The organism is Micromonospora sp. NBRC 110009, from assembly GCF_030518795.1.
Classification (GTDB): domain Bacteria; phylum Actinomycetota; class Actinomycetes; order Mycobacteriales; family Micromonosporaceae; genus Micromonospora.
Window position 1 is genome coordinate 1,778,670 of the sequence record NZ_CP130427.1, and the last position, 18,104, is coordinate 1,796,773.

Here is an 18,104-nt window from a genome sequence, read left to right on the forward strand (position 1 = left end):
GTAGGGAAGCCCGCGACGGAGTTCGGACCTGATCGTCGCGGGATCCACCCCCGCCGGAGGTTAGTCATGCGGACCCGCCGCGATCAGGTGCAGGCGTACCGCTTCGTCACCCGCCGCATCGTCTCCGCACTGCTCTCCGGTGACCCGGAGACCAACGACCTGCCGATGCGGCGGCTCGGCATGGCGGTGTTCGGCAGCGTCATCGCGGCCGCGGTGGTGCTCGGCGGCGCCGGCGCGTACGGGCAGTTCACCGGCAACGCCGCGCCGCTGGAGGCGGACACGCTGGTGATCGAGCGGGAGACCGGCGCCACCTACGTCTTCACCGACGGGCTGCTGCACCCGACGCTCAACTACGCGTCCGCCCGGCTGATCCTCGACAAGGCCGACCCGCCGGTCCGCACCATGTCGCAGGCCTCGATCAAGGACCGGCCGCGCGGCCGGGCGGTCGGCATCGTGGGCGCCCCGGACGACGTGCCGGACCGCAAGTCGCTGGTCGGCCTCCCCTGGTCGGTCTGCGACGTGCCGGACCCGGTCGACCCGCAGCGCTCGACCACCCGACTGGTGATCGACCGGCAGTTGCCGGGCGGCACGCCGCTCACCGACCAGGCGGTGCTGGTCCGCACGGACGACGCCCGGTACCTGCTCACCGGCGGCTCCCGGCTGCGCGTGGTCGGCGACGAGCAGGCGCTGGCCGCGCTGAAGATGGCCGGCGCGCCCACCCTCACGGTGGGCCAGCAACTGCTCAACGCGGTGCCGGTCGGGCCGGCGCTGCGGAAGCCGAGCATCGACGGGTCCGGCAGCTCCAGCGGCCTGGCGGTGGCCGACCGGCCGGCCCGGGTGGGTCAGGTCTTCCGCGCCGCCGACCAGTACTACGTGCTGAGCCGGCAGGGGCTCGTGGCGATCACGGAGATGACCGCGCTGCTGCTGCTCGGCGACGGCGGCCAGATCACCGACATCACGCCGAACCAGGCCGGCCGGCTCCTGACCGACCAGCGGCTGGACGCCGAGGGCCTGCCGCAGAAGCTGCCCACGCTGCACGAGGTGCGGACCGGGCGGACCGTACTCTGCGTCACCTACCGGTCGTCCGGCGCGGGCCAGCCGCCGACCACCGCGCTGGAGGTCTTCGACCAGCCCCCGGCGGAGTTGACGGCGGAGACCGGGGTGGCCGCGCGGCAGGGCTCCCGGGACGCCGTGCGGACCGCGGAGAGCGTGCTGCTGCCGGGCGGTAAGGGCGTGCTGGCGCAGGCCACGACCGGGGAGACCGGGAAGGCGGCGGCCGGCTCCACGGTCTACCTGATCACCGCCCAGGGGGTCCGTTACCCGCTGGGCAGCGCCTCGGGGGACGCGAGGACGGCCCTCGGCTACGGCGACGTGACGCCGCTGGCGGTGCCCGCGTCCCTGCTGGCGCTGGTGCCGACCGGGCCGGCACTGGAGAAGCGGGACGCCATGGCGTACTTCGATCCGGGGGCCGGGTCGGGTGGCACGGCGAAGGACGATCCGGACGAGACGGATGCATCGGGCCCCCCGGCGACCGGGTCGGCCCAGGGCGGTTGAGCCGCCCGGGCGTCCGATGTGGAGGTACGGGATGGGAACGGGTCGCCTCCATTGGCCCGGGTCGACTAACCTGAGCGTGGCCAACGGTTCTCGACGATGACTACGGGGATGCAGCCATGAGCGGGCGCACGACAGTAGACGTACTGTCCTTGGAGGACTTTCACCAGCGGCTCGAGCGACGGCTCAGCGAGGCCGAGTCGGTGCTGAAGAAGCTCAACACCGAGATGCAGTGCCGGCCGCCGGCGCTGGGCAGGTTCACCGACGCGACCGACAACGCCCGTCGCTATTCCGAGACGCACCAGAGCTTCGTCGACCACGCCGAGCGGCTGCACCGGGCGATCGTGGCCGCCAAGAAGGCGACCAAGACGATCATGACCAACTACCGGACCACCGAGGCGCGCAACGCGGCCGCCGCGGCCGACATCATCGCCGCACTCTCCGGGCTCTCCGCGGCGATGAAGCCGGCGAAGGGAGAGGATCCGCGTGTCTGAGTACACCCAGCGCTACGAGCACGTCAGCCACAAGGAGCTCTACCAGGGCGTCACCGCCGGCGACCCGAAGCAGGTCGACGCGCTCAGCGCCCAGTGGAGCTCGCTGAAGGACACCCTCGAGGGCCTCGGCCGGGACCTGACCGGCGACCTGGAGGCGCTGGCCAAGACCTGGACGGGCGAGGCGTCGCGGGAGTTCCAGCAGCGGTTGAACCTGGTCGTCGACTACTCGGGCAACCTCGCCGAGGGGATGGCCGGCATCCGGCAGGGGCTCGACATGATGGCCTCCGAGCTGCGCACCGCCCAGGCCAAGGCGGAGAGCCCGGAGGAGACCGACGACAACGACAAGCTGCTCTCCGGTGCGGCCAAGGGCTTCCTCGTGGGTGGCCTGCCCGGCGCGGTCATCGGCGGCGTCGTCGGCCACGAGCAGGACCAGGCCGAGCAGGAGAAGGCGCACCAGCGGATGGTGAAGGTCGTCGCCGACCTGGCCGAGGGCTACGACTTCTCCGCGTACGGCCGGATCGTCGTGCCCGAGGAGCCCGACAACCGCCTGCCGGGGCACTCCGACCCGTCCGGTTCCTCGCTGAAGAACGGGCCGTCGGTGGGCACGCCCGCCGGCGGGCCGAGTTCCGGCACGTTCGGTCCCGGGGCCAGCGCCAGCGCGACCACCACCGGCGTCCACCACACCGCCCCGGGCAGTGGCACGCCGGGCAGCGGCACCGGGCAGACCGGCGCGGGGCAGCCGGGCGGCGTCGGCTCGGTCGGCGCCGTCGACCCGACCGGCACCTCGCTGGCGGGCGCCACCGCGCCGCTGACCAACACCGGCCCGATGACCGGCCTCCCCGGCACCACCGCCGCCAGCGCCCCCTCGACCGTGCCGACCGCCGGTGGCAACTCGATCTTCGGGCTGCCCGGGGCGGGGACCGGGTCGCTGGCCGGCTCCGGCACGCCCGCCTCCGGCCGGATCGGCGGGATGGAGAACCGGCCGGCGGCCGGCACCGGGCGGCTGGCCGGCGGGCGGGGCCTCGTGGTCGAGGCGGAGAGCCGGTCCAACGGCGGCCGGGGCAGCGGTGGGCGTCCCGCGATGGCCGGCCGCAACGGCGTGCTGGGCAAGCACGGCGAGCACGACGACGACGAGTCGGACGAGCGGTTCACCTGGTTGACCGAGGACGAGATGGTCTGGGGCGACGGCCGGTCGGCTCCGCCGCCGGTCCTCGGCAGCACCGACTGACCGCACCCTGACCTGACGGCGCGGCGCCCCTCTCCGGAGGGACGCCGCGCCGTTTTCGTTGCCACCATCCAGGTATACCTGCGACGTATACCTGATGTGTATAGTCGCGCCATGTCGATCGGTCATGCCTTCCTCGGGCTGCTGGAGTCCAGCCCCCGCCACGGATACGACCTCAAGCGCGCGTACGACGAGCGGTTCGGGCACGCCCGGCCGCTGCACTTCGGCCAGGTCTACTCGACCCTCTCCCGCCTGCTGCGCAACGGCCTGGTGACGGTGGACTCGGTCGAGCCCGGCGAGGGCCCCGAGCGCAAGCGATACGCGATCACCGACGCGGGGGTGACCGACGTCCAGCAGTGGCTCACCCAGGCCGAGAAGCCGGAGCCGTACCTGCAGAGCGTCCTCTACACCAAGGTCGTGCTCGCGCTGCTCACCGGCCGTCCCGCCGGCGACCTGCTGGACACCCAGCGCACCGAGCACCTGCGGCTGATGCGCGAGCTGACCCGCCGCAAGACCCACGGCGACCTCGCCGAGCAGCTGATCTGCGACCACGCGCTCTTCCACCTGGAGGCGGACCTGCGCTGGCTGGAACTCACCGCGGCCCGCCTGGACGAACTGGCGAAGGAGGTGCAGGGATGAGCGCCGAGCCGCTGCTGGTCGGCGAGGACCTGCACCGGTCCTTCGGGCCCACCCCGGCCCTCGCCGGGGCCTCGATCTCCGTACGCGCTGGCGAGGTGGTGGCGGTGATGGGCCCGTCCGGGTCGGGCAAGTCCACCCTGCTGCACTGCCTGGCCGGCATCGTGGCCCCCGACCGTGGCCGGGTCCGCTACCGGGACACCGAGCTGACCGCCCTCTCCGACGTGGCGCGCAGCGCCCTGCGCCGCCGGGAATTCGGCTTCGTCTTCCAGTTCGGACAGCTCGTACCGGAGCTGACCTGCCTGGAGAACGTCGCGCTGCCGCTGCGGCTGGAGCGGGTGCCCCGCCGGGAGGCGGAACGACGGGCCGCCGAGTGGCTGGAGCGGCTGGAGGTGACCGAGGTGGCCGGCAAGCGGCCGGGCGAGATCTCCGGCGGCCAGGGGCAGCGGGTGGCGGTGGCCCGCGCGCTGGTCACCGGCCCCCGGGTGGTCTTCGCCGACGAGCCCACCGGCGCCCTCGACTCGCTCAACGGCGAGCGGGTGATGCGCCTGCTCTCCGGGGCCGCCCGGGAGACGGGGGCGGCCGTACTGCTGGTCACCCACGAGCCGCGGGTGGCCGCGTACTCGGATCGCGAGGTGGTGGTCCGGGACGGCCGGGCCCGCAGCCTGGAGCAGGTGGCGTGACCGCGCCGGACACCCGCCGGCCCGGCGGCCGGCTGCGGGCCGGGCTGGGCGACCTGCTGATGGGGGCCCGGATGGCGGTCAGCGGCGGGCGGGAGGGCTGGACCCGGACGCTGCTGACCGCGCTCGGCGTCGGCGTCGGCGTGGCGATGCTGCTGCTCGCCGCGGCGGTGCCGGGTGCGATCGACGCCCGTCAGGCGCGGGGCGAGGCCCGGTACGACGCCGGCGCGCACGCGGAACTGCCGGCGGCGGCCAACACCGTCCGGGTGGTCACCGTCGACACCATCTTCCGGGACCACCCGGTGCGGGGGCGGATCCTGCGCCCGGACGGCCCGGCGGCGCCGCTGCCGCCGGGACTGTCGCGCTTCCCCCGCGACGGCGAGGTGGTGGTCTCGCCGGCGCTTCGGGAGCTGCTCGACTCGCCGGACGGGCCGCTGCTCACGCCCCGCCTGGGCGGGGCCCGGGTCACCGGCACGATCGCGCCCGAGGGCCTGGCCGGGCCACACGAGCTGGCCTTCTACCTGGGCAGCGACGCGGTGCCGGCGGACCGGGGCAGCCGGCTGGCGCACTTCGGCGGCGGCGGCCCGGGCGAGGAGTTCGGGCCGGTGCTCTGGCTGCTGGTCGTGGTGGTCTTCGTGGTGCTGCTGCTGCCGATCGTGGTGTTCCTGGGCGCGGCCGTCCGCTTCGGCGGTGAGCAACGCGACCGCCGGCTCGCGGCGGTGCGGCTGCTGGGCGCCGACGCCGGCATGGTCCGCCGGATCGCCGCCGCCGAGGCCGGCACCGCCGCGCTGTTCGGGCTCGCCGCCGGCGGGGTGTTCTTCCTCGCCGGCCGCCAACTGGCGGCGCTGGTCTCGCCCTACGACATCAGCGTGTTCCCGGCGGACCTGCGGCCGACGCCGTGGCTGGTGGCGGTGGTGGCGCTGGCCGTGCCGTTGCTCGCCGCCGGGCTGGCGCTGCTGGCTCTGCGCGGCGTCGTCGTGACGCCGCTCGGGGTCACCCGCCGGGCCACCCCGGTCCGGCGCCGGCTCTGGTGGCGGTTGCTGCTGCCCGCCGCCGGGCTCGCCCTGCTGCTCCCCGTCACCGGCGCGCGGAGCGAGCGCTCCGCCACGACCGACGGTCAGGTCGCGGCCGGCGCGATCCTGCTGCTCATCGGCACGGTCACCCTGCTGCCGTGGCTGGTCGACCTGCTGGTACGCCGGCTGCGCGGCGGTCCGCCGCCCTGGCAGCTCGCGGTGCGACGGCTCCAGCTCGACAGCGCCGCCTCGGCCCGGCTGGTGGCCGGGGTGGCGGTGGCCGTGGCCGGCACGATCGGGCTGCAGATGCTGGTCGCCGGGGTGCAGGACGAGTTCCGCGAGCGCACCGGTGCGGACCCGTCCCGGGCCCAGGCCATGGTTTCCCTGACCGACCCGGCGCAGCCCCGGGAGGCGCTGGCGCGGATCGCGGCCCTCCCCGGGGTGACCGGCAGCATCGGCACGCTGTCCCTGGCGGCGCTGCCGACTCCCGGCGCCGCCGCGAGCCCCACCGCGGGGCCGGACGTCGCGGACGTGCGGATCGGCGACTGCGCGGCGCTGGCCGAGTACGCGGACCTCGGCTCCTGCGCCGACGGCGACGTCTTCCTGACCTGGCGGGCCGAGCCCGCACCCGGCTTCGGCCCCGGCGCCCCGGTCAGCTTCGGCGACGGCGCCGGGACCTGGCGGGTGCCGGCGAGCGCCCGGACCGTGCCGGGACGGGACGACCCGATGGGGGTGCGGCACAACGGTCTGCTGGTCACCCCCGGCGCGGTCCCGTCGCTGCCGCCGCACCTGCTCACCGCCACCGCGCTGGTCCGCTTGGACCCGGCGGACGGGGACGCGCTGGAGCGGTTGCGCAGCGGGGCGGCCGCGCTCGACCTGTCCGCCACGGTCTTCACGCTGGACCCCACCCGGGAGAACCGGCAGTTCGCCAACGTCCGGCGCGGGCTGCTCATCGGCGCGGTGGTCACCCTGCTGCTGATCGCGGTGAGCATGCTGGTCGGCGTCCTGGAGCAGCTCCGGGAACGACGCCGGCTGCTCGCCACGCTGGTGGCCGTCGGGACGCCCCGCCGCACGCTGGGCTGGTCGGTGCTCGGGCAGACCGGGGTGCCGGTGCTGGCCGGGCTGGTCCTCGCCGTCGGCATCGGCGTGGCCATGGGTGCCGTGCTGCTCCGCATGGTCGGCGCGCCGGTGGTGGTGAGCTGGCCGGTGGTCGGCCTCGGCGTCGGCCTCGGCGCCGCGGTGGTGCTGCTGGTGACCGGGGCGAGCCTGCCGGTGCTGTGGCGGCTGACCCGGCCGGACGGGTTGCGGGCGGAATGAGCGACGACCCACCCGGTGGTTCGGGGGCACCGGGCGGGTCTGTCCACAGCGCATCGTGGGACGGGTCACGTCACTCGGCATGATCGTCGAGCTGCACGAGTCGGATCCGACCGATAGGTTGAAACGGTGCAGTCCGTAGCGTTGGCCCCGCCCCTCTGGGCGGCGACGCTGCGCTCGCTGCGTCGGCTCACCCGGATGGCGGCGACCGCCCTGGCGCTCGCCGTCGGGCTCAACGGGGTTACCGTCCCCGCCCCCGGCGACTCGCTCCGTCCGGCCGCGACGGTCCGTCCGCTGGCCGGCATCGACGTCGCCCACCTGGCGGTCGACGATCCGCCGGCGGGCACCGTGGCCGTCGGGCCGGGCCACACCGCCGCCATCACCTGGGCCCCGGACGCCGGGGCGACCACCGTCGATTCCGCCGCCCGGCACCCGCACACGGTGTGGACCGCGCCGGCCACCGGCGTACCGCCGCGCGACCTCGACCGCGACGCCGCGTCGGCGCGGGTGGACGCCGCCCCGGTGGTGGCCCCGGCCGATCCCGGCCGGCAGTCGGTCGCCCGCCGCGGCCCGCCGCGCGCCTGATCGCGCCGGCCGCCCCACGCGGCCCCCGGTGTTCCCGCACCGCCCAGCGGGTATGACCCGACCGGGCGACGCGCCGCCCGTCGACCGGGCCCCAGACCCCGACTTCCGAACGTCCCACCACGAGGTGCTGGTGATGCAGACCGTCTTCTCCACCGTCCTGCCCGACATTCCCCAGGCCGCCCTGATCTGGCTGGCCCTGCTCGCCGTGGCGGCGATCGCCGTCGCCGCCCTGATCGTCCGCCCGGACCGGTTCCGCTCGGTGTTCGGCGAGCGGATCAGCGAGGCGGCCATGCCGACCAGCCTGGAACTGGCCGAGGAGGCCCGGGAACGCGCCCGGTACGCGCAGGAGGTGGAGGTCGCGGCGACCCGTGCGGCGGCCACCGCCGAGCGGCGGCGGGCCGAGTGGCTGGCCGCGCAGGAGGAGGTCGAGGAGGCCTGGCGCGAGTACGAGGCGGCGGAGCAGGACGTCCGCCGGCTGGCGGCGGCCGCCGCGCTGCCCCTGCCACGGACGGCCCGGACGCCCGCCGAGTACGCGGACCGGGAGCGCTGGCTGCACCGGGCGGCGCTGGACGCGCAGTGGCGCAAGGAGATCACCGTCGAGCAGCTCAGCGACATCCTCGGACACCGCGGCTGGGACCCCCGTCGGCACCCGGTGGAGCAGGAGCTGCGGCTGCGCCGGCTGGTCCTGGGCAACCTGCGCACCCGGCAGGAGACGGCCCGGGAGCGGGAGCAGGCCGCCTGGCGGGCCGCCGAGCTGGCCGCCGCCGCCGCGCGGAGCCTGCGCGAGGAGGCGTACGCGGCGACCCGCCCGGCCGCGCGGCCGCAGTCGGCACTATCCATCGTGGAGCTGGCCGGCCCGGAGATCACCCGGGAGCTGCCGGCCCGCGAGGCGGTGGCCCGGGGGCGGGAGGCCGTGCCGGCGTACTGAGCGCCGCGCGGAGATGGCCCGGCTCGGTTAGCGTGACCTCGTGTCCCGTGAGACCTGGCTCCTGGTGGCGCTCGCCGGCGTCGTCGTCCTGGCGACGCTGGTCGGCGCGGTGTGGCTCGCCGTCCGGGTGGTGCGCACCCGCCGGCTGCTCGGCGCGCTGGGCGTCGGCGGCAAGGTCGCCTTCTACGGCGCGCTGATCTACGCGATCCTCCCGGTCGACCTGCTCCCCGACCCGATCTACCTGGACGACATGGGCGTGCTGGCGGGCGCCCTGTTCTACCTGGGCCGGCTGGTCGCCCGGCACCGCGCGGCGCAGCGCGGGCTGCCCGATCGGTCGGAGTCCCCGGCGACGCCGGGTCGCCCGCATCGGCCCGTGCCATGATCGGGCCGGGGCCGACGACCGGCCCGGATCGACGTACCGAGGACGGGGCATGGCGGGCGACCACCGGTTGGACCCACGCGACGCGCGGGTCGCGGCCTTTTTCCGGGACCGGCACCTCGCCACGTTGACCACGCCGCGACCCGACGGGACCCCGCACGTCGTCCCGGTGGGCGTCACCTTCGACCCGGACGCCGGGCTGGCCCGCGTGATCACCTCGGGCACCTCGGCGAAGGCGCGGCACGTCGCGGCGGCCGGCCCGGCGGGCGCCCCGGTGGCGGTCTGCCAGGTGGACGGCCGCTGGTGGCTGACCATCGAGGGGCGGGCGGTGCTGCGCCGAGACCCCGTTTCCGTGGCGGAGGCCGAACGCCGGTACGCCGAGCGCTACCGCCCGCCGCGCCCGAACCCGCAGCGGGTGGTCCTCGAGATCGCCGTCACCCGCCTGCTCGGCAGCCTCCCCTGACGCTGTTGCGTTCGCGTCGGCTGCGGCGTGCCTCCCCATCTCGCACCCGTTGTCCGGTTTGAGGGTGTCCGGTGCCACTCCGGCGGCGGAATCGACCGCCGCTACCGACCGTTACTACTTCCGTACGGCCGAGCGGGGCCGCGCCCCGGGCGCGCCGAGATCCCCCGAGAGCAAGCCGAGCGCCACTCCTGGTGCTCCGTCCCGTGGACGTTCCGCGGGACGGCAAACCCCCGAATGGAGCTTCGACATGAACTCGATCTTCCGTAAGAGCATGCTGTCCGTCGCCGGTCTGGTCATGTCCGGTGGCGTCGTCGCCGGCCCGGCCGTGGCCGCGCACGCCGCCCCGGCACAGGCCAAGCCGGTCGCCTCGGAGGCCAAGGACAAGAGCAGCAAGAGCGGGCGCAGCAACGCCTACGAGTACGAGGCGCAGCCGAACTACTTCTACTGCGGCCCGGCCTCGACCCGCATCGCGCTGTCGGCCGAGGGCAAGGAGATCAGCCAGGACGAGCTGGCCAAGAAGCTGGGCACGACCGAGAACGGCACCGACTCGGCCATCGACATCACCCGGGTGCTCAACGAGTACTCCGGTGGCAAGTACAAGACCACCGAGATCCGGGACGACGTGGCGACGAAGGCGCAGATCGAGCGGCTGCGGGTCGACGTCAAGGCCGCGGTGGACCAGGGCCGCCCGGTCGTGGCCAACGTCCTGGGCAGCGCGCTGGACATCGACGGTGTCGCGCACAGCTACCCCGGCCACTACCTGACCGTGGTGGAGTACAAGGACGACGGCAACACGGTGCTGATCGCCGACCCGGCCAGCCCGAACGAGCCGACGTACTGGATGAACGTGACCGACCTGGCCAACTGGATCGCCAGCCGCGGTTACAGCTCCTGACCGAGCAGCACGAAGGGCCGGTCTCCCCCGGAGGGGAGGCCGGCCCTTCGTCGTGTCGTGCCGAGCGGACCTCGCTAGTGCGGTGTCCACGAACGTTCACCGGGTTGCTGGTGGTTGTTGTGGATCCTCGCCGTCGGGGCGAGCGACTCCCCACCGGGTGGTGGGGCGGGCCTCCGCGGGCCAACTGATCCTCTCGCCGCCCCGGGGCGGCGGGGGTCACGTCGGGACTGGCCGGCACCGGGAAGGTGTCGGCCGGCTCGACGGTGCGTGACCACCTGCGGCAGCATGGGGGCGGCTGTCGGGGTGGTGGGTCCGCCACCCGGGAGGCGGGTGGCGATGGTGGCGGCCGCGACCAGGTCGCGGTGCCCGGAGAAATGGCAATGCGGGCAGGACAGCGTTCGCCCACGAGGTTTCGGCACGCGCCGCTGGCAAGCGGGGCAGGTGGAGGACGTGCCACGTTCGTCGACCAGCCGGACGGTGATGCCGACCAGGACAGCTTTGTCGGTGAGGTGTAGGAGCCGGCCGATCTGCCACTGCCGCAGCCGCAGGTTGTGCCGTCGCCCCGCGTCAAGGTCGAGCACCCCGCGCGGGTCCCCGACGCGCAGCACACCGACCCGTTGTTCTACCGCCCAGGACACCACCTGGCAGGCGGCTTCGTGCTGGGCCTGTCGGACCCTGCGCCGATGCCGACCCTCCGCCATACGGGCCCGACGCCGGTACTGGCGCCACCGCCGTGACCCCTTCTGCCCGGGCTTCGGCGCCCGCCCGGCCACGGCGCGGCGGCGGGCTTTGGTGTCGGCCAGGTGCATGCGGTGCTCGGCGCGGACCGCCCGCCCCGACACCAACAGCCCTGCACCGTCGGGGCCGGCCACCGCGTACGGGTGGATGATTCCCAGATCGACCCCGGCCACCCGGCCGGGATCCGGTCCACAACCGGGCGGGTAGGTTGCGACAGGGACTTCGGCGGTGACGTCTAGGAACAGCCGGCCGCCCTCACACAGCAGGGTGACCGACCGGACCTGCTCGACCGGATACGGCACCTCCCGCGACAAGCGCACCGACAGGGGCGGGGCGCCTTTGGCAGTGGGGAGCCGGACCCGACGCCCGTCGAGGATGAACGTGCCGTGATACCAACGCACCGGCATCAGCCCACGCTTGCGTCGCGGAAACCGCGCCGACAGGTCACCACCCTTGCGTCGTTTCGCTGCCGCGAACCAGGCATCCGAAAACCGGCGCAACACCGACCGGGCACCCTTGGAGTCCAGCTCACCGAAGGTACCCGGTCCCGACGCCGCAAGCTCCCGACACAACTCCTGATACCCCACCAGCGGCGCATCACGGCGGCGACGTCGCCAGGCGTTGACTTCCAGTAGGCACGCCCACAGGTCACCGCCCGAACGCAACAGCCCAACGCACCGCCGCCGCTGCCCCGGCGTCACCCGCAAGCCAAGACAAGCCGTGCGATGCACGACCAGTGGCGCGGCAGGGTCCCGACGGCGAGGCACGAACCGGAGCCAACACCACCCCTACGACACTTTCCGCCGCAGTGGTCAAACCGGCGAACGTTAGTGGCCACAGCACTAGCATCTGGACCGTGCCGCACCCGGTGGTCTTCGACCTCTTCCACACCCTGGTGCACGGCGGTGACCCCGAGCGGGACCGGGTGATCGGCGAGATGGCCCGGACGGTCGGGGTGGAGCCGGCCGCGCTGGTCGCCGCGTACCACGCCACCTGGCGGGAGCGGATGACCGGATGGGACACCGTGGAGACGGTACGGACCCTGGCCCGGCGGCTCGGCGGCACACCGACCGAGGAGCAGGTGGTCCGGGCGGCGGCGCACCGCCGGGAGCTGGCCGTCCGACTGCTCGGCAACGTCCCGGCGGCGACCCTCGCGGTGCTGGACGCGCTGCGCGCCGACGGCCATCCGATCGGCCTGGTCAGCAACGCCACCGCCGAGACGGCCGAGGCGTGGCGGTCCAGTCCGCTGGCCCGCCGGATCGACGTGGCCGTCTTCTCCTGCGAGGTCGGCCTGGCCAAGCCCGACCCGGCCATCTACCGGACCGCGGCCGAGCGGCTGGGTGTGGACCCGACCGAGTGTTACTTCGTCGGGGACGGCGCGGACGGCGAGCTGGCCGGCGCGACCGCGGTCGGCATGACCGTGCTCCGGACGACCGAGCACAACGACACCGACCCGGCCTGGGCGGGCCACGTTCTCACCACCCTCGGCGACCTGCCCGCCCTGCTCCGGGAGAGGTAATCGGCTGGTCGCCCGGGAGAACCGTGGTTAGCGTGCCGCCATGCCCCGCACGCTGCCGCTCGCCACGCTCACCGCCGATCTCGACGACCTGTTCGAGCTGGCGGACGCCGAGCCGGACACCGCCATGCGGCGGCACGTGCCGCGGGTGCACGACGAGGCCGGGATCGACTGGCGGCGGTACGTCACGCCCCGCTTCGCCGAGCGGTTCAACGGCCTGATGATCGAGGGTCGCCCCGAGGTCGGCCGGGTCTTCGTCGCCTGCTTCCCGTCGGCGGAGGTTCTGGACCGGTGGCTGCCCGCCGCCGCGCCCGGCGACCTGCTGGTCACCCATCACCCGATCGACCTGCGCAACGGCCACCCGTCCGGGGTGTGGGCCGAGGGCTTCGTGCCCATCCCGGCCGCCCGCTTCGCGCAGCTCCGCGACGCCGGGCTCAGCCTCTACGCCTGCCACGCGCCGATGGACACCTCGCTGCGGGTCGGCACCGCCGCCGCCATCGTCGAGGCACTCGACGGCACGATCGTGGACCGGTTCTGGCCGTACGGGGACGGACACGCCGGACTGCTCTGCGAGGTGCCGCCGCTGAGCAGTGCCGACCTGGTGACCCGGGCCCGCGAGATCTTCGGTGTGGACCTGGTCGAGGTGGCGGGGCGGCGGCGGGACGTGATCGAGCGGATCGCCGTGATCGGCGGCGTCGGCGATCACGTCGAGGAGATGGCGCACGCCGAGCGGCTCGGCGCGCAGGCATACCTGACCGGCGAGCTGCACGTCCGGATCGAGGGGGAGTACGGCCGCCGCAAGTTCGACCAGGTCCGCGAGTTCGCGGCCGGGACCCCGATGACCCTGGTCGGGGTGTCGCACGCGGCCAGCGAGCAGCTGGTGCTGGAGACCCAGCTCGCCGCCTGGTTCCGGGAGCGGCACGGGATCGAGGTCGTGCCGCTGCGGGAGCCGGAGTGGTGGCGCTGACGGGAGCGCCCTCCCGTCCCTGGTGCGAACGGGAGTGCGCCCGGTCGGATCAGTTGGTGACGATCCGGGAGAGCACGTCGTGCACCACCACGCAACCGCAGCCACCGACCGACGGCGTGACGGCGGAATGAACGGGGCACGGCGGTTGCCCGACTTTTGTCGCCTCGGCAACGACCGGCCCGACGCCAGGTCAGGGGCGCTGCGGGTGCGGGTCGAGCGGGCGCTCGAAGAAGCTCTCCAGCACCACCACGGTCTGGGTGCCGGTGACGCCCTCCACCTCGAAGAGCCGGCGCAGGCTGGCCTGGAGTTGCTCGGGCGTACCGACCCGGATCTTGACCAGCAGCGAGGCGGGGCCGGCGATGACGTGCGCCTCCTCCACCTCGGGCAGCGCGGCCAGTGCCTCGTGGGTGGGCCGGTCGCCCATCCAGGCGTTCGCCTCGACCAGCACGAACGCCAGCACGCCCCGGCCGACCGCCCCCGGGTCGACGTCCACCGTGGTCCGCCGGATCACCCCCTGCTCGCGCAGCTTCCGGACCCGGTCGTGGACGGCGCCGGTGGAGAGCCCGACCGCGCCCGCCAGCGTGGCGTACGACTGGGTGGCGTCGCTTTGCAGCGCGGCGAGCAACTTCCGGTCCACCTCGTCCACAGCTCCTCCTCCGTTCGGTGATTTTCCACTCTGCCGATCCAAGTTCGGTCATGTTAGCTTGCTTCCGAACGTGAGTCACCGAGTGGAGGCGGTCGTGACCGATCGGTTCAGGACGCGGTTCGAAGTGCTCGACGAACGGTTCCGTCGGGTCAACGGCGACGAGTGGGTGGCGTGCCTCTGGACCGGCGGCCGCTGGCTGGAGGGCCCGGCCTGGTTCCCCGCCGGGCGCCACCTGGTCTTCAGCGACATCCCCAACGACCGGCTGCTGCGCTGGGACGAGACCAGCGGCACCGTCGGGGTGTTCCGGCAACCGGCCGGCTACGCCAACGGGCACACCGTCGACCGGCGGGGGCGGCTGGTGAGCTGCGAGCAGGGCCGGCGGCGGGTCACCCGCACCGAGGCGGACGGCACCGACACCGTGCTCGCCGAGCGCTGGCAGGGCCGGCGCCTCAACAGCCCGAACGACGTCGTCGAGCACTCCGACGGGTCGATCTGGTTCACCGACCCCAGCTACGGCATCGACAGCGACTACGAGGGGCACCGGGCGGAGAGCGAGATCGGCGGCAACCACGTCTACCGGGTCGACCCGCACGACGGCGTGGTGCACCTCGTCGCCGACGACTTCGGGCAGCCCAACGGCCTGGCCTTCAGCCCCGACGAGTCCCAGCTCTACGTCGTCGACACGCGGGCGAGGCACCTGCGCCGGTTCCAGGTGACCGAGAAGGGCACGCTGCGCGGCGGGGACGTCTTCGCCACCTGCGACGCCGGCTCCTTCGACGGGATACGCCTCGACGACGCGGGGCGGGTCTGGGCCGCCGCGCACGACGGGCTGCACTGCTTCGACCCGGACGGCACCCTGCTCGGCAAGCTGCACCTGCCCGAGGTCGTCGCCAACTTCACCTTCGGCGGGCCGAAGCGCAACGAGCTCTACATCTGCGCCTCCAGCTCGCTGTTCAGCCTGCGGGTGAACATCAGCGGGGTCCGCTACCCGGGTTGGTGATCATTCCTCCGGGCGATCCGCCGGAGGATCTCCACTTCGCCGCGCCCGGACGGACCACTCCCGGGCCGTCCCACGCGGGGACGGCCCGGGAGGCGGGCGGGGTCAGCGGTCGCGGTCGCCCTGACCGGTACGCTGCTGCGCCATCTCGACACCCTTGTCGATCTGCTCGTCGTACTTCCCGCCGGTGCGCCGGTCGGCCTGCTCACCGGCCTTCTCGATGCCCTGGTCGACCTGCTTGTCGTGCTTATCGGCGAAGTCCTGGGCCTTGTCCATGAAGTCGCTCATGTCGCATCTCCCTCCGTCCCCTCCAGCCTTCCCTGACGCCGGGGGCACAAACGCGACGCCGCGGGGCCGGGACCGCCGCCGGGTGTCGGATCGATGCCCGTCGGGTACCGAACGGCCACGATCGAGGAGGACGACGTGGACGACAACGGCACCGAGGCGACGGCCCGGCGAACCCGGATGGCCGGCCCCCGGCAGGCGTGGGCGGAGCTGCCCTGGCCGGTCCGGACCGCCGTGACATGGAGCGCGTGCCTGGTGGTCGTGGTCACCGGGCTCTGGCTGCTCGGGAAGATCGCGGTGCTGCTGGCGCCGCTGGCCGTCGCGCTGGCCGGCACCCTCTTCCTCACCGCCCTGCTCGACCCGGTGCTGCTCCTGCTGCGCCGGATCCGGGTGCCGGCGGCCCCGGCCGCCCTGCTCACCATCCTGCTGCTGCTCGGGGTCCTGGTCGGGGTCGGCGTGCTGGTGTGGAACCTGACCGCGAGCCAGTTCGGCGAGCTGACCCAGCAGCTCGACCAGGGGTTGCAGCGCAGCCGGGACTTCGTCACGTCCAGCCTGCCGATCACCGACGCGCAGCTGGACAAGCTGCTCCGGCAGACCCGGGAGGGGCTCAGCGGCAGCGCCCCCGATCCGGTCGGCGGGGCGCGGACCGCCGCCGAGGTGGCCGGCTCGCTGCTGCTGGCCCTGGTCCTGCTCTTCTTCCTGCTCAAGGACGGCCGGTCGATGTGGCGCTGGGTGCTGCGCCGGATGACCGGCCCGCGCCGGGAGCTCACCGCCGACGCGGGTCGGGCCGGCTGGCGGACCCTCGGCGCGTACAGCCGGGGCACGATGATCATCGCGGCGATCGACGCGATCGGGATTGGGCTGGCCCTGGTGCTGCTCGGCGTCCCGCTGGCCCTGCCGCTCGCCCTGATCACCTTCGTCGGCGGGTTCGTGCCGATCATCGGCGCGACGGTGGCCGGGGCGATCGCCGTGCTGGTCGCCCTCGCCGCCAACGGCCCCACCACCGCGCTGCTCACCCTCGCCGCCGTGATCGCCGTGCAGCAGATCGAGGGCAACCTGCTGGAGCCGCTGGTGATGAAGCGGCAGGTGCAGCTCCACCCGGCGGTCATCCTGGTCGTGGTCAGCGCCGGCACCCTGGTCGCCGGCATCGCCGGGGCGTTCGTCTCGGTCCCGATCGCGGCGGTCACCTGGCGCGTTCTCGACACGGTCCAGCGCCACCGGGCGGCCGCCGCCTGACCGACGCCCGGGTCAGGCGGGATGCGGCGTACGCAGGTGGCTGGCGAACCAGGTGCCCGCCTGCTCGGCCACCTGGTCGAGGGCGCCGGGCTCCTCGAAGAGGTGGGTGGCGCCGGGGACGATGCGCAGCTCGGCGACGTCGCCCAGGGCGTCCCGGGCCTGCTCGTTGAGCACGATCACCTCCTCGTCCAGCCCGCCGACCACGAGCAGCGTCGGGGCGCGTACCGCCGACAACGAGCTGCCGGCGAGGTCCGGCCGACCACCACGGGACACCACGGCGGCCACCTGATCCGGGCGGGCGGCCGCGGCGACCAGGGCGGCGGCCGCGCCGGTGCTGGCACCGAAGAGCCCGATCGGCAGCCGCCCCAGCGTCGGTTCGGCGGCCATCCAGTCGACGATGGCGGCCAGCCGCTCGGCGAGCATCCCGATGTCGAAGCGCAGCTCGGCGGTGACCGAGTCCCGCACGTCCTCCTCCGGAGTGAGCAGGTCGACCAGCACGGTGGCCAGCGCCCGGTCGTTGAGCTGGTGCGCCACCGCCACGTTGCGCGGGCTGTGCCGCGAGCTGCCGCTGCCGTGCGCGAAGAGCACCACTCCCACCGCTCCACCGGGCACGATCACGTCGGCGGGCAGCCCGCCGTCCACCACCGGCACCGTCACCTCACGCGTCTCCATGTCACCCACCTCCCCCGGCCGGATACCCCCACCCACTCCTCCCTCACCTCCCCGTCCGCTGCGTGGCTTGCCTTGACGTCGGCGGCAAGGTTTAGCGTGGGGTGCCGAGGGAGGGCGGGCCGGGAGGTGGCGATGCGGATCGGTGAGCTGGCGGAACGGGCCGGCACGAGCACCCGGACCCTGCGGTACTACGAGACCCAGGGGCTGGTCCGGCCGCGCCGCTCCGCCAACGGTTACCGGGTCTACGACGAGGCGGAGCTGCGCGTCGTGCACGAGATCCGGGCGCTGCTGGCGGTGGGTTTCGGCCTGGACGACATCCGGCCGTTCGTGGCCTGCCTGCGGGCCGGCAACAGCTCCGGCGACGTGTGCCCGGATTCCGTCGCGGTGCTGCGCCGCAAGCTGGCCGAGGTGGACGACTACCTCGACCGGCTCGGCGCGGTCCGCCGACAGCTGCACGACCAGCTCGCCCGCGCGATCGCCCATCGGGAGGAAACATGCCTCAGGACACGCAACAGGGTCGAATGACCCCGGTCACCGACGCCACGTTCGCCGCCACCGTGCTGGCCAGCGACCGGCCGGTGGTGGTCGACTTCTGGGCGGAGTGGTGCCCGCCCTGCCGGCCGGTCGCCAGGCACCTGGCCGAGCTGGCCGAGGAGTTCGGCGACGCGCTGCGCTTCGTCACCGTCAACTCCGACGAGAACCCGGAGACCACGCGGGCCTACCAGGTGATGTCGATGCCGACGATGCTCGTGTTCCGGGACGGGCAGGTGATCGGCTCGATCGTCGGCGCCCGCCCCAAGAACCACCTGCGGCTGAGCTTCGCCCGGCACCTGGACGGTTGAGCCGCCACGGATCGGGAAGGCGCTGGGCGACCACGGACCCCG

Annotated in this window: 21 protein-coding genes; 17 read left to right on the forward strand and 4 right to left on the reverse strand. The window is 74.1% G+C overall.

Annotation, left to right across the window (positions count from 1 at the left end; genetic code table 11):
* Positions 1-66 precede the first annotated feature (66 nt).
* The 11 genes from eccB (at position 67) to Q2K19_RS08550 (ending at position 10,163) form a co-directional block, all read left to right on the forward strand.
* Positions 67-1,554 carry a type VII secretion protein EccB gene (gene eccB, locus Q2K19_RS08500; protein ID WP_302769205.1) on the forward strand — a complete coding sequence of 496 codons (1,488 nt, stop codon included), beginning with the start codon at positions 67-69 and terminating at the stop codon, positions 1,552-1,554.
* Between the two features lie 116 nt (positions 1,555-1,670).
* The gene (locus Q2K19_RS08505) at positions 1,671-2,045 is read left to right on the forward strand and encodes a hypothetical protein (protein ID WP_302769208.1); all 375 of its coding nucleotides are present in this window, start codon (positions 1,671-1,673) and stop codon (positions 2,043-2,045) included.
* Complete coding sequence (locus Q2K19_RS08510; protein ID WP_302769211.1) at positions 2,038-3,273, forward strand: WXG100 family type VII secretion target; 1,236 nt, start codon at positions 2,038-2,040, stop codon at positions 3,271-3,273. The genes Q2K19_RS08505 and Q2K19_RS08510 overlap by 8 nt, the downstream gene beginning before the upstream one ends.
* A 111-nt stretch (positions 3,274-3,384) precedes the next feature.
* Positions 3,385-3,909: a PadR family transcriptional regulator gene (locus Q2K19_RS08515; protein ID WP_302769212.1), complete on the forward strand. Its 525-nt coding sequence runs from the start codon at positions 3,385-3,387 to the stop codon at positions 3,907-3,909.
* Positions 3,906-4,589, forward strand: coding sequence for an ABC transporter ATP-binding protein (locus Q2K19_RS08520; protein ID WP_302769213.1), 684 nt, complete (start codon positions 3,906-3,908; stop codon positions 4,587-4,589). The genes Q2K19_RS08515 and Q2K19_RS08520 overlap by 4 nt, the downstream gene beginning before the upstream one ends.
* Positions 4,586-6,916 (forward strand): FtsX-like permease family protein, encoded by a 2,331-nt coding sequence (locus tag Q2K19_RS08525; RefSeq protein WP_302769215.1) that lies wholly within the window; start codon positions 4,586-4,588, stop codon positions 6,914-6,916. The genes Q2K19_RS08520 and Q2K19_RS08525 overlap by 4 nt, the downstream gene beginning before the upstream one ends.
* A 126-nt stretch (positions 6,917-7,042) precedes the next feature.
* Positions 7,043-7,498, forward strand: coding sequence for a hypothetical protein (locus Q2K19_RS08530; RefSeq protein WP_302769217.1), 456 nt, complete (start codon positions 7,043-7,045; stop codon positions 7,496-7,498).
* Between the two features lie 133 nt (positions 7,499-7,631).
* Positions 7,632-8,426 (forward strand): hypothetical protein, encoded by a 795-nt coding sequence (locus tag Q2K19_RS08535; protein WP_302769220.1) that lies wholly within the window; start codon positions 7,632-7,634, stop codon positions 8,424-8,426.
* A 40-nt stretch (positions 8,427-8,466) separates the two neighbouring features.
* Positions 8,467-8,808: a YkvA family protein gene (locus Q2K19_RS08540; RefSeq protein WP_302769222.1), complete on the forward strand. Its 342-nt coding sequence runs from the start codon at positions 8,467-8,469 to the stop codon at positions 8,806-8,808.
* 49 nt (positions 8,809-8,857) lie between these two features.
* Entirely contained in the window at positions 8,858-9,268 is a 411-nt protein-coding gene (locus Q2K19_RS08545) for a pyridoxamine 5'-phosphate oxidase family protein (RefSeq protein ID WP_302769223.1), read from the forward strand.
* Between the two features lie 247 nt (positions 9,269-9,515).
* The gene (locus tag Q2K19_RS08550; protein WP_302769225.1) at positions 9,516-10,163 is read left to right on the forward strand and encodes a C39 family peptidase; all 648 of its coding nucleotides are present in this window, start codon (positions 9,516-9,518) and stop codon (positions 10,161-10,163) included.
* 74 nt (positions 10,164-10,237) lie between these two features.
* Here Q2K19_RS08550 and Q2K19_RS08555 read toward each other — a convergent pair whose 3' ends face one another.
* On the reverse strand, positions 10,238-11,566 hold the full coding sequence (locus Q2K19_RS08555; RefSeq protein WP_302769228.1) for an RNA-guided endonuclease InsQ/TnpB family protein: 1,329 nt from the start codon (positions 11,564-11,566) through the stop codon (positions 10,238-10,240).
* Between the two features lie 191 nt (positions 11,567-11,757).
* On the opposite strand from Q2K19_RS08555, the gene Q2K19_RS08560 reads away from it, so the two are divergent.
* Together Q2K19_RS08560 and Q2K19_RS08565 are read left to right on the forward strand one after the other, a co-directional pair.
* Positions 11,758-12,420 (forward strand): HAD family hydrolase, encoded by a 663-nt coding sequence (locus tag Q2K19_RS08560; protein WP_302769229.1) that lies wholly within the window; start codon positions 11,758-11,760, stop codon positions 12,418-12,420.
* 40 nt (positions 12,421-12,460) lie between these two features.
* On the forward strand, positions 12,461-13,384 hold the full coding sequence (locus Q2K19_RS08565; RefSeq protein ID WP_302769231.1) for a Nif3-like dinuclear metal center hexameric protein: 924 nt from the start codon (positions 12,461-12,463) through the stop codon (positions 13,382-13,384).
* Between the two features lie 190 nt (positions 13,385-13,574).
* On the opposite strand, the gene Q2K19_RS08570 is transcribed toward Q2K19_RS08565, so the two are convergent.
* Positions 13,575-14,030, reverse strand: coding sequence for an Lrp/AsnC family transcriptional regulator (locus Q2K19_RS08570; protein ID WP_302769232.1), 456 nt, complete (start codon positions 14,028-14,030; stop codon positions 13,575-13,577).
* A gap of 94 nt (positions 14,031-14,124) precedes the next feature.
* On the opposite strand from Q2K19_RS08570, the gene Q2K19_RS08575 reads away from it, so the two are divergent.
* Positions 14,125-15,030: an SMP-30/gluconolactonase/LRE family protein gene (locus tag Q2K19_RS08575; RefSeq protein WP_302769235.1), complete on the forward strand. Its 906-nt coding sequence runs from the start codon at positions 14,125-14,127 to the stop codon at positions 15,028-15,030.
* Positions 15,031-15,132: 102 nt separating this feature from the next.
* Here Q2K19_RS08575 and Q2K19_RS08580 read toward each other — a convergent pair whose 3' ends face one another.
* The gene (locus Q2K19_RS08580) at positions 15,133-15,315 is read right to left on the reverse strand and encodes an antitoxin (RefSeq protein WP_302769236.1); all 183 of its coding nucleotides are present in this window, start codon (positions 15,313-15,315) and stop codon (positions 15,133-15,135) included.
* Positions 15,316-15,408: 93 nt separating this feature from the next.
* Between Q2K19_RS08580 and Q2K19_RS08585 the strand changes: the two genes are divergently transcribed.
* Positions 15,409-16,548 carry an AI-2E family transporter gene (locus Q2K19_RS08585; protein WP_302769238.1) on the forward strand — a complete coding sequence of 380 codons (1,140 nt, stop codon included), beginning with the start codon at positions 15,409-15,411 and terminating at the stop codon, positions 16,546-16,548.
* A gap of 12 nt (positions 16,549-16,560) precedes the next feature.
* Here the strand turns inward: Q2K19_RS08585 and Q2K19_RS08590 are convergent, their stop codons facing one another.
* On the reverse strand, positions 16,561-17,220 hold the full coding sequence (locus tag Q2K19_RS08590) for a dienelactone hydrolase family protein (protein ID WP_302769240.1): 660 nt from the start codon (positions 17,218-17,220) through the stop codon (positions 16,561-16,563).
* A gap of 132 nt (positions 17,221-17,352) precedes the next feature.
* On the opposite strand from Q2K19_RS08590, the gene Q2K19_RS08595 reads away from it, so the two are divergent.
* The gene (locus tag Q2K19_RS08595) at positions 17,353-17,745 is read left to right on the forward strand and encodes a MerR family transcriptional regulator (protein ID WP_302769242.1); all 393 of its coding nucleotides are present in this window, start codon (positions 17,353-17,355) and stop codon (positions 17,743-17,745) included.
* Positions 17,715-18,062, forward strand: a complete 348-nt coding sequence (gene trxA, locus Q2K19_RS08600; protein ID WP_302769243.1) for a thioredoxin — start codon at positions 17,715-17,717, stop codon at positions 18,060-18,062. Before Q2K19_RS08595 ends, trxA begins: the two co-directional genes overlap by 31 nt.
* Positions 18,063-18,104: the final 42 nt, after the last annotated feature.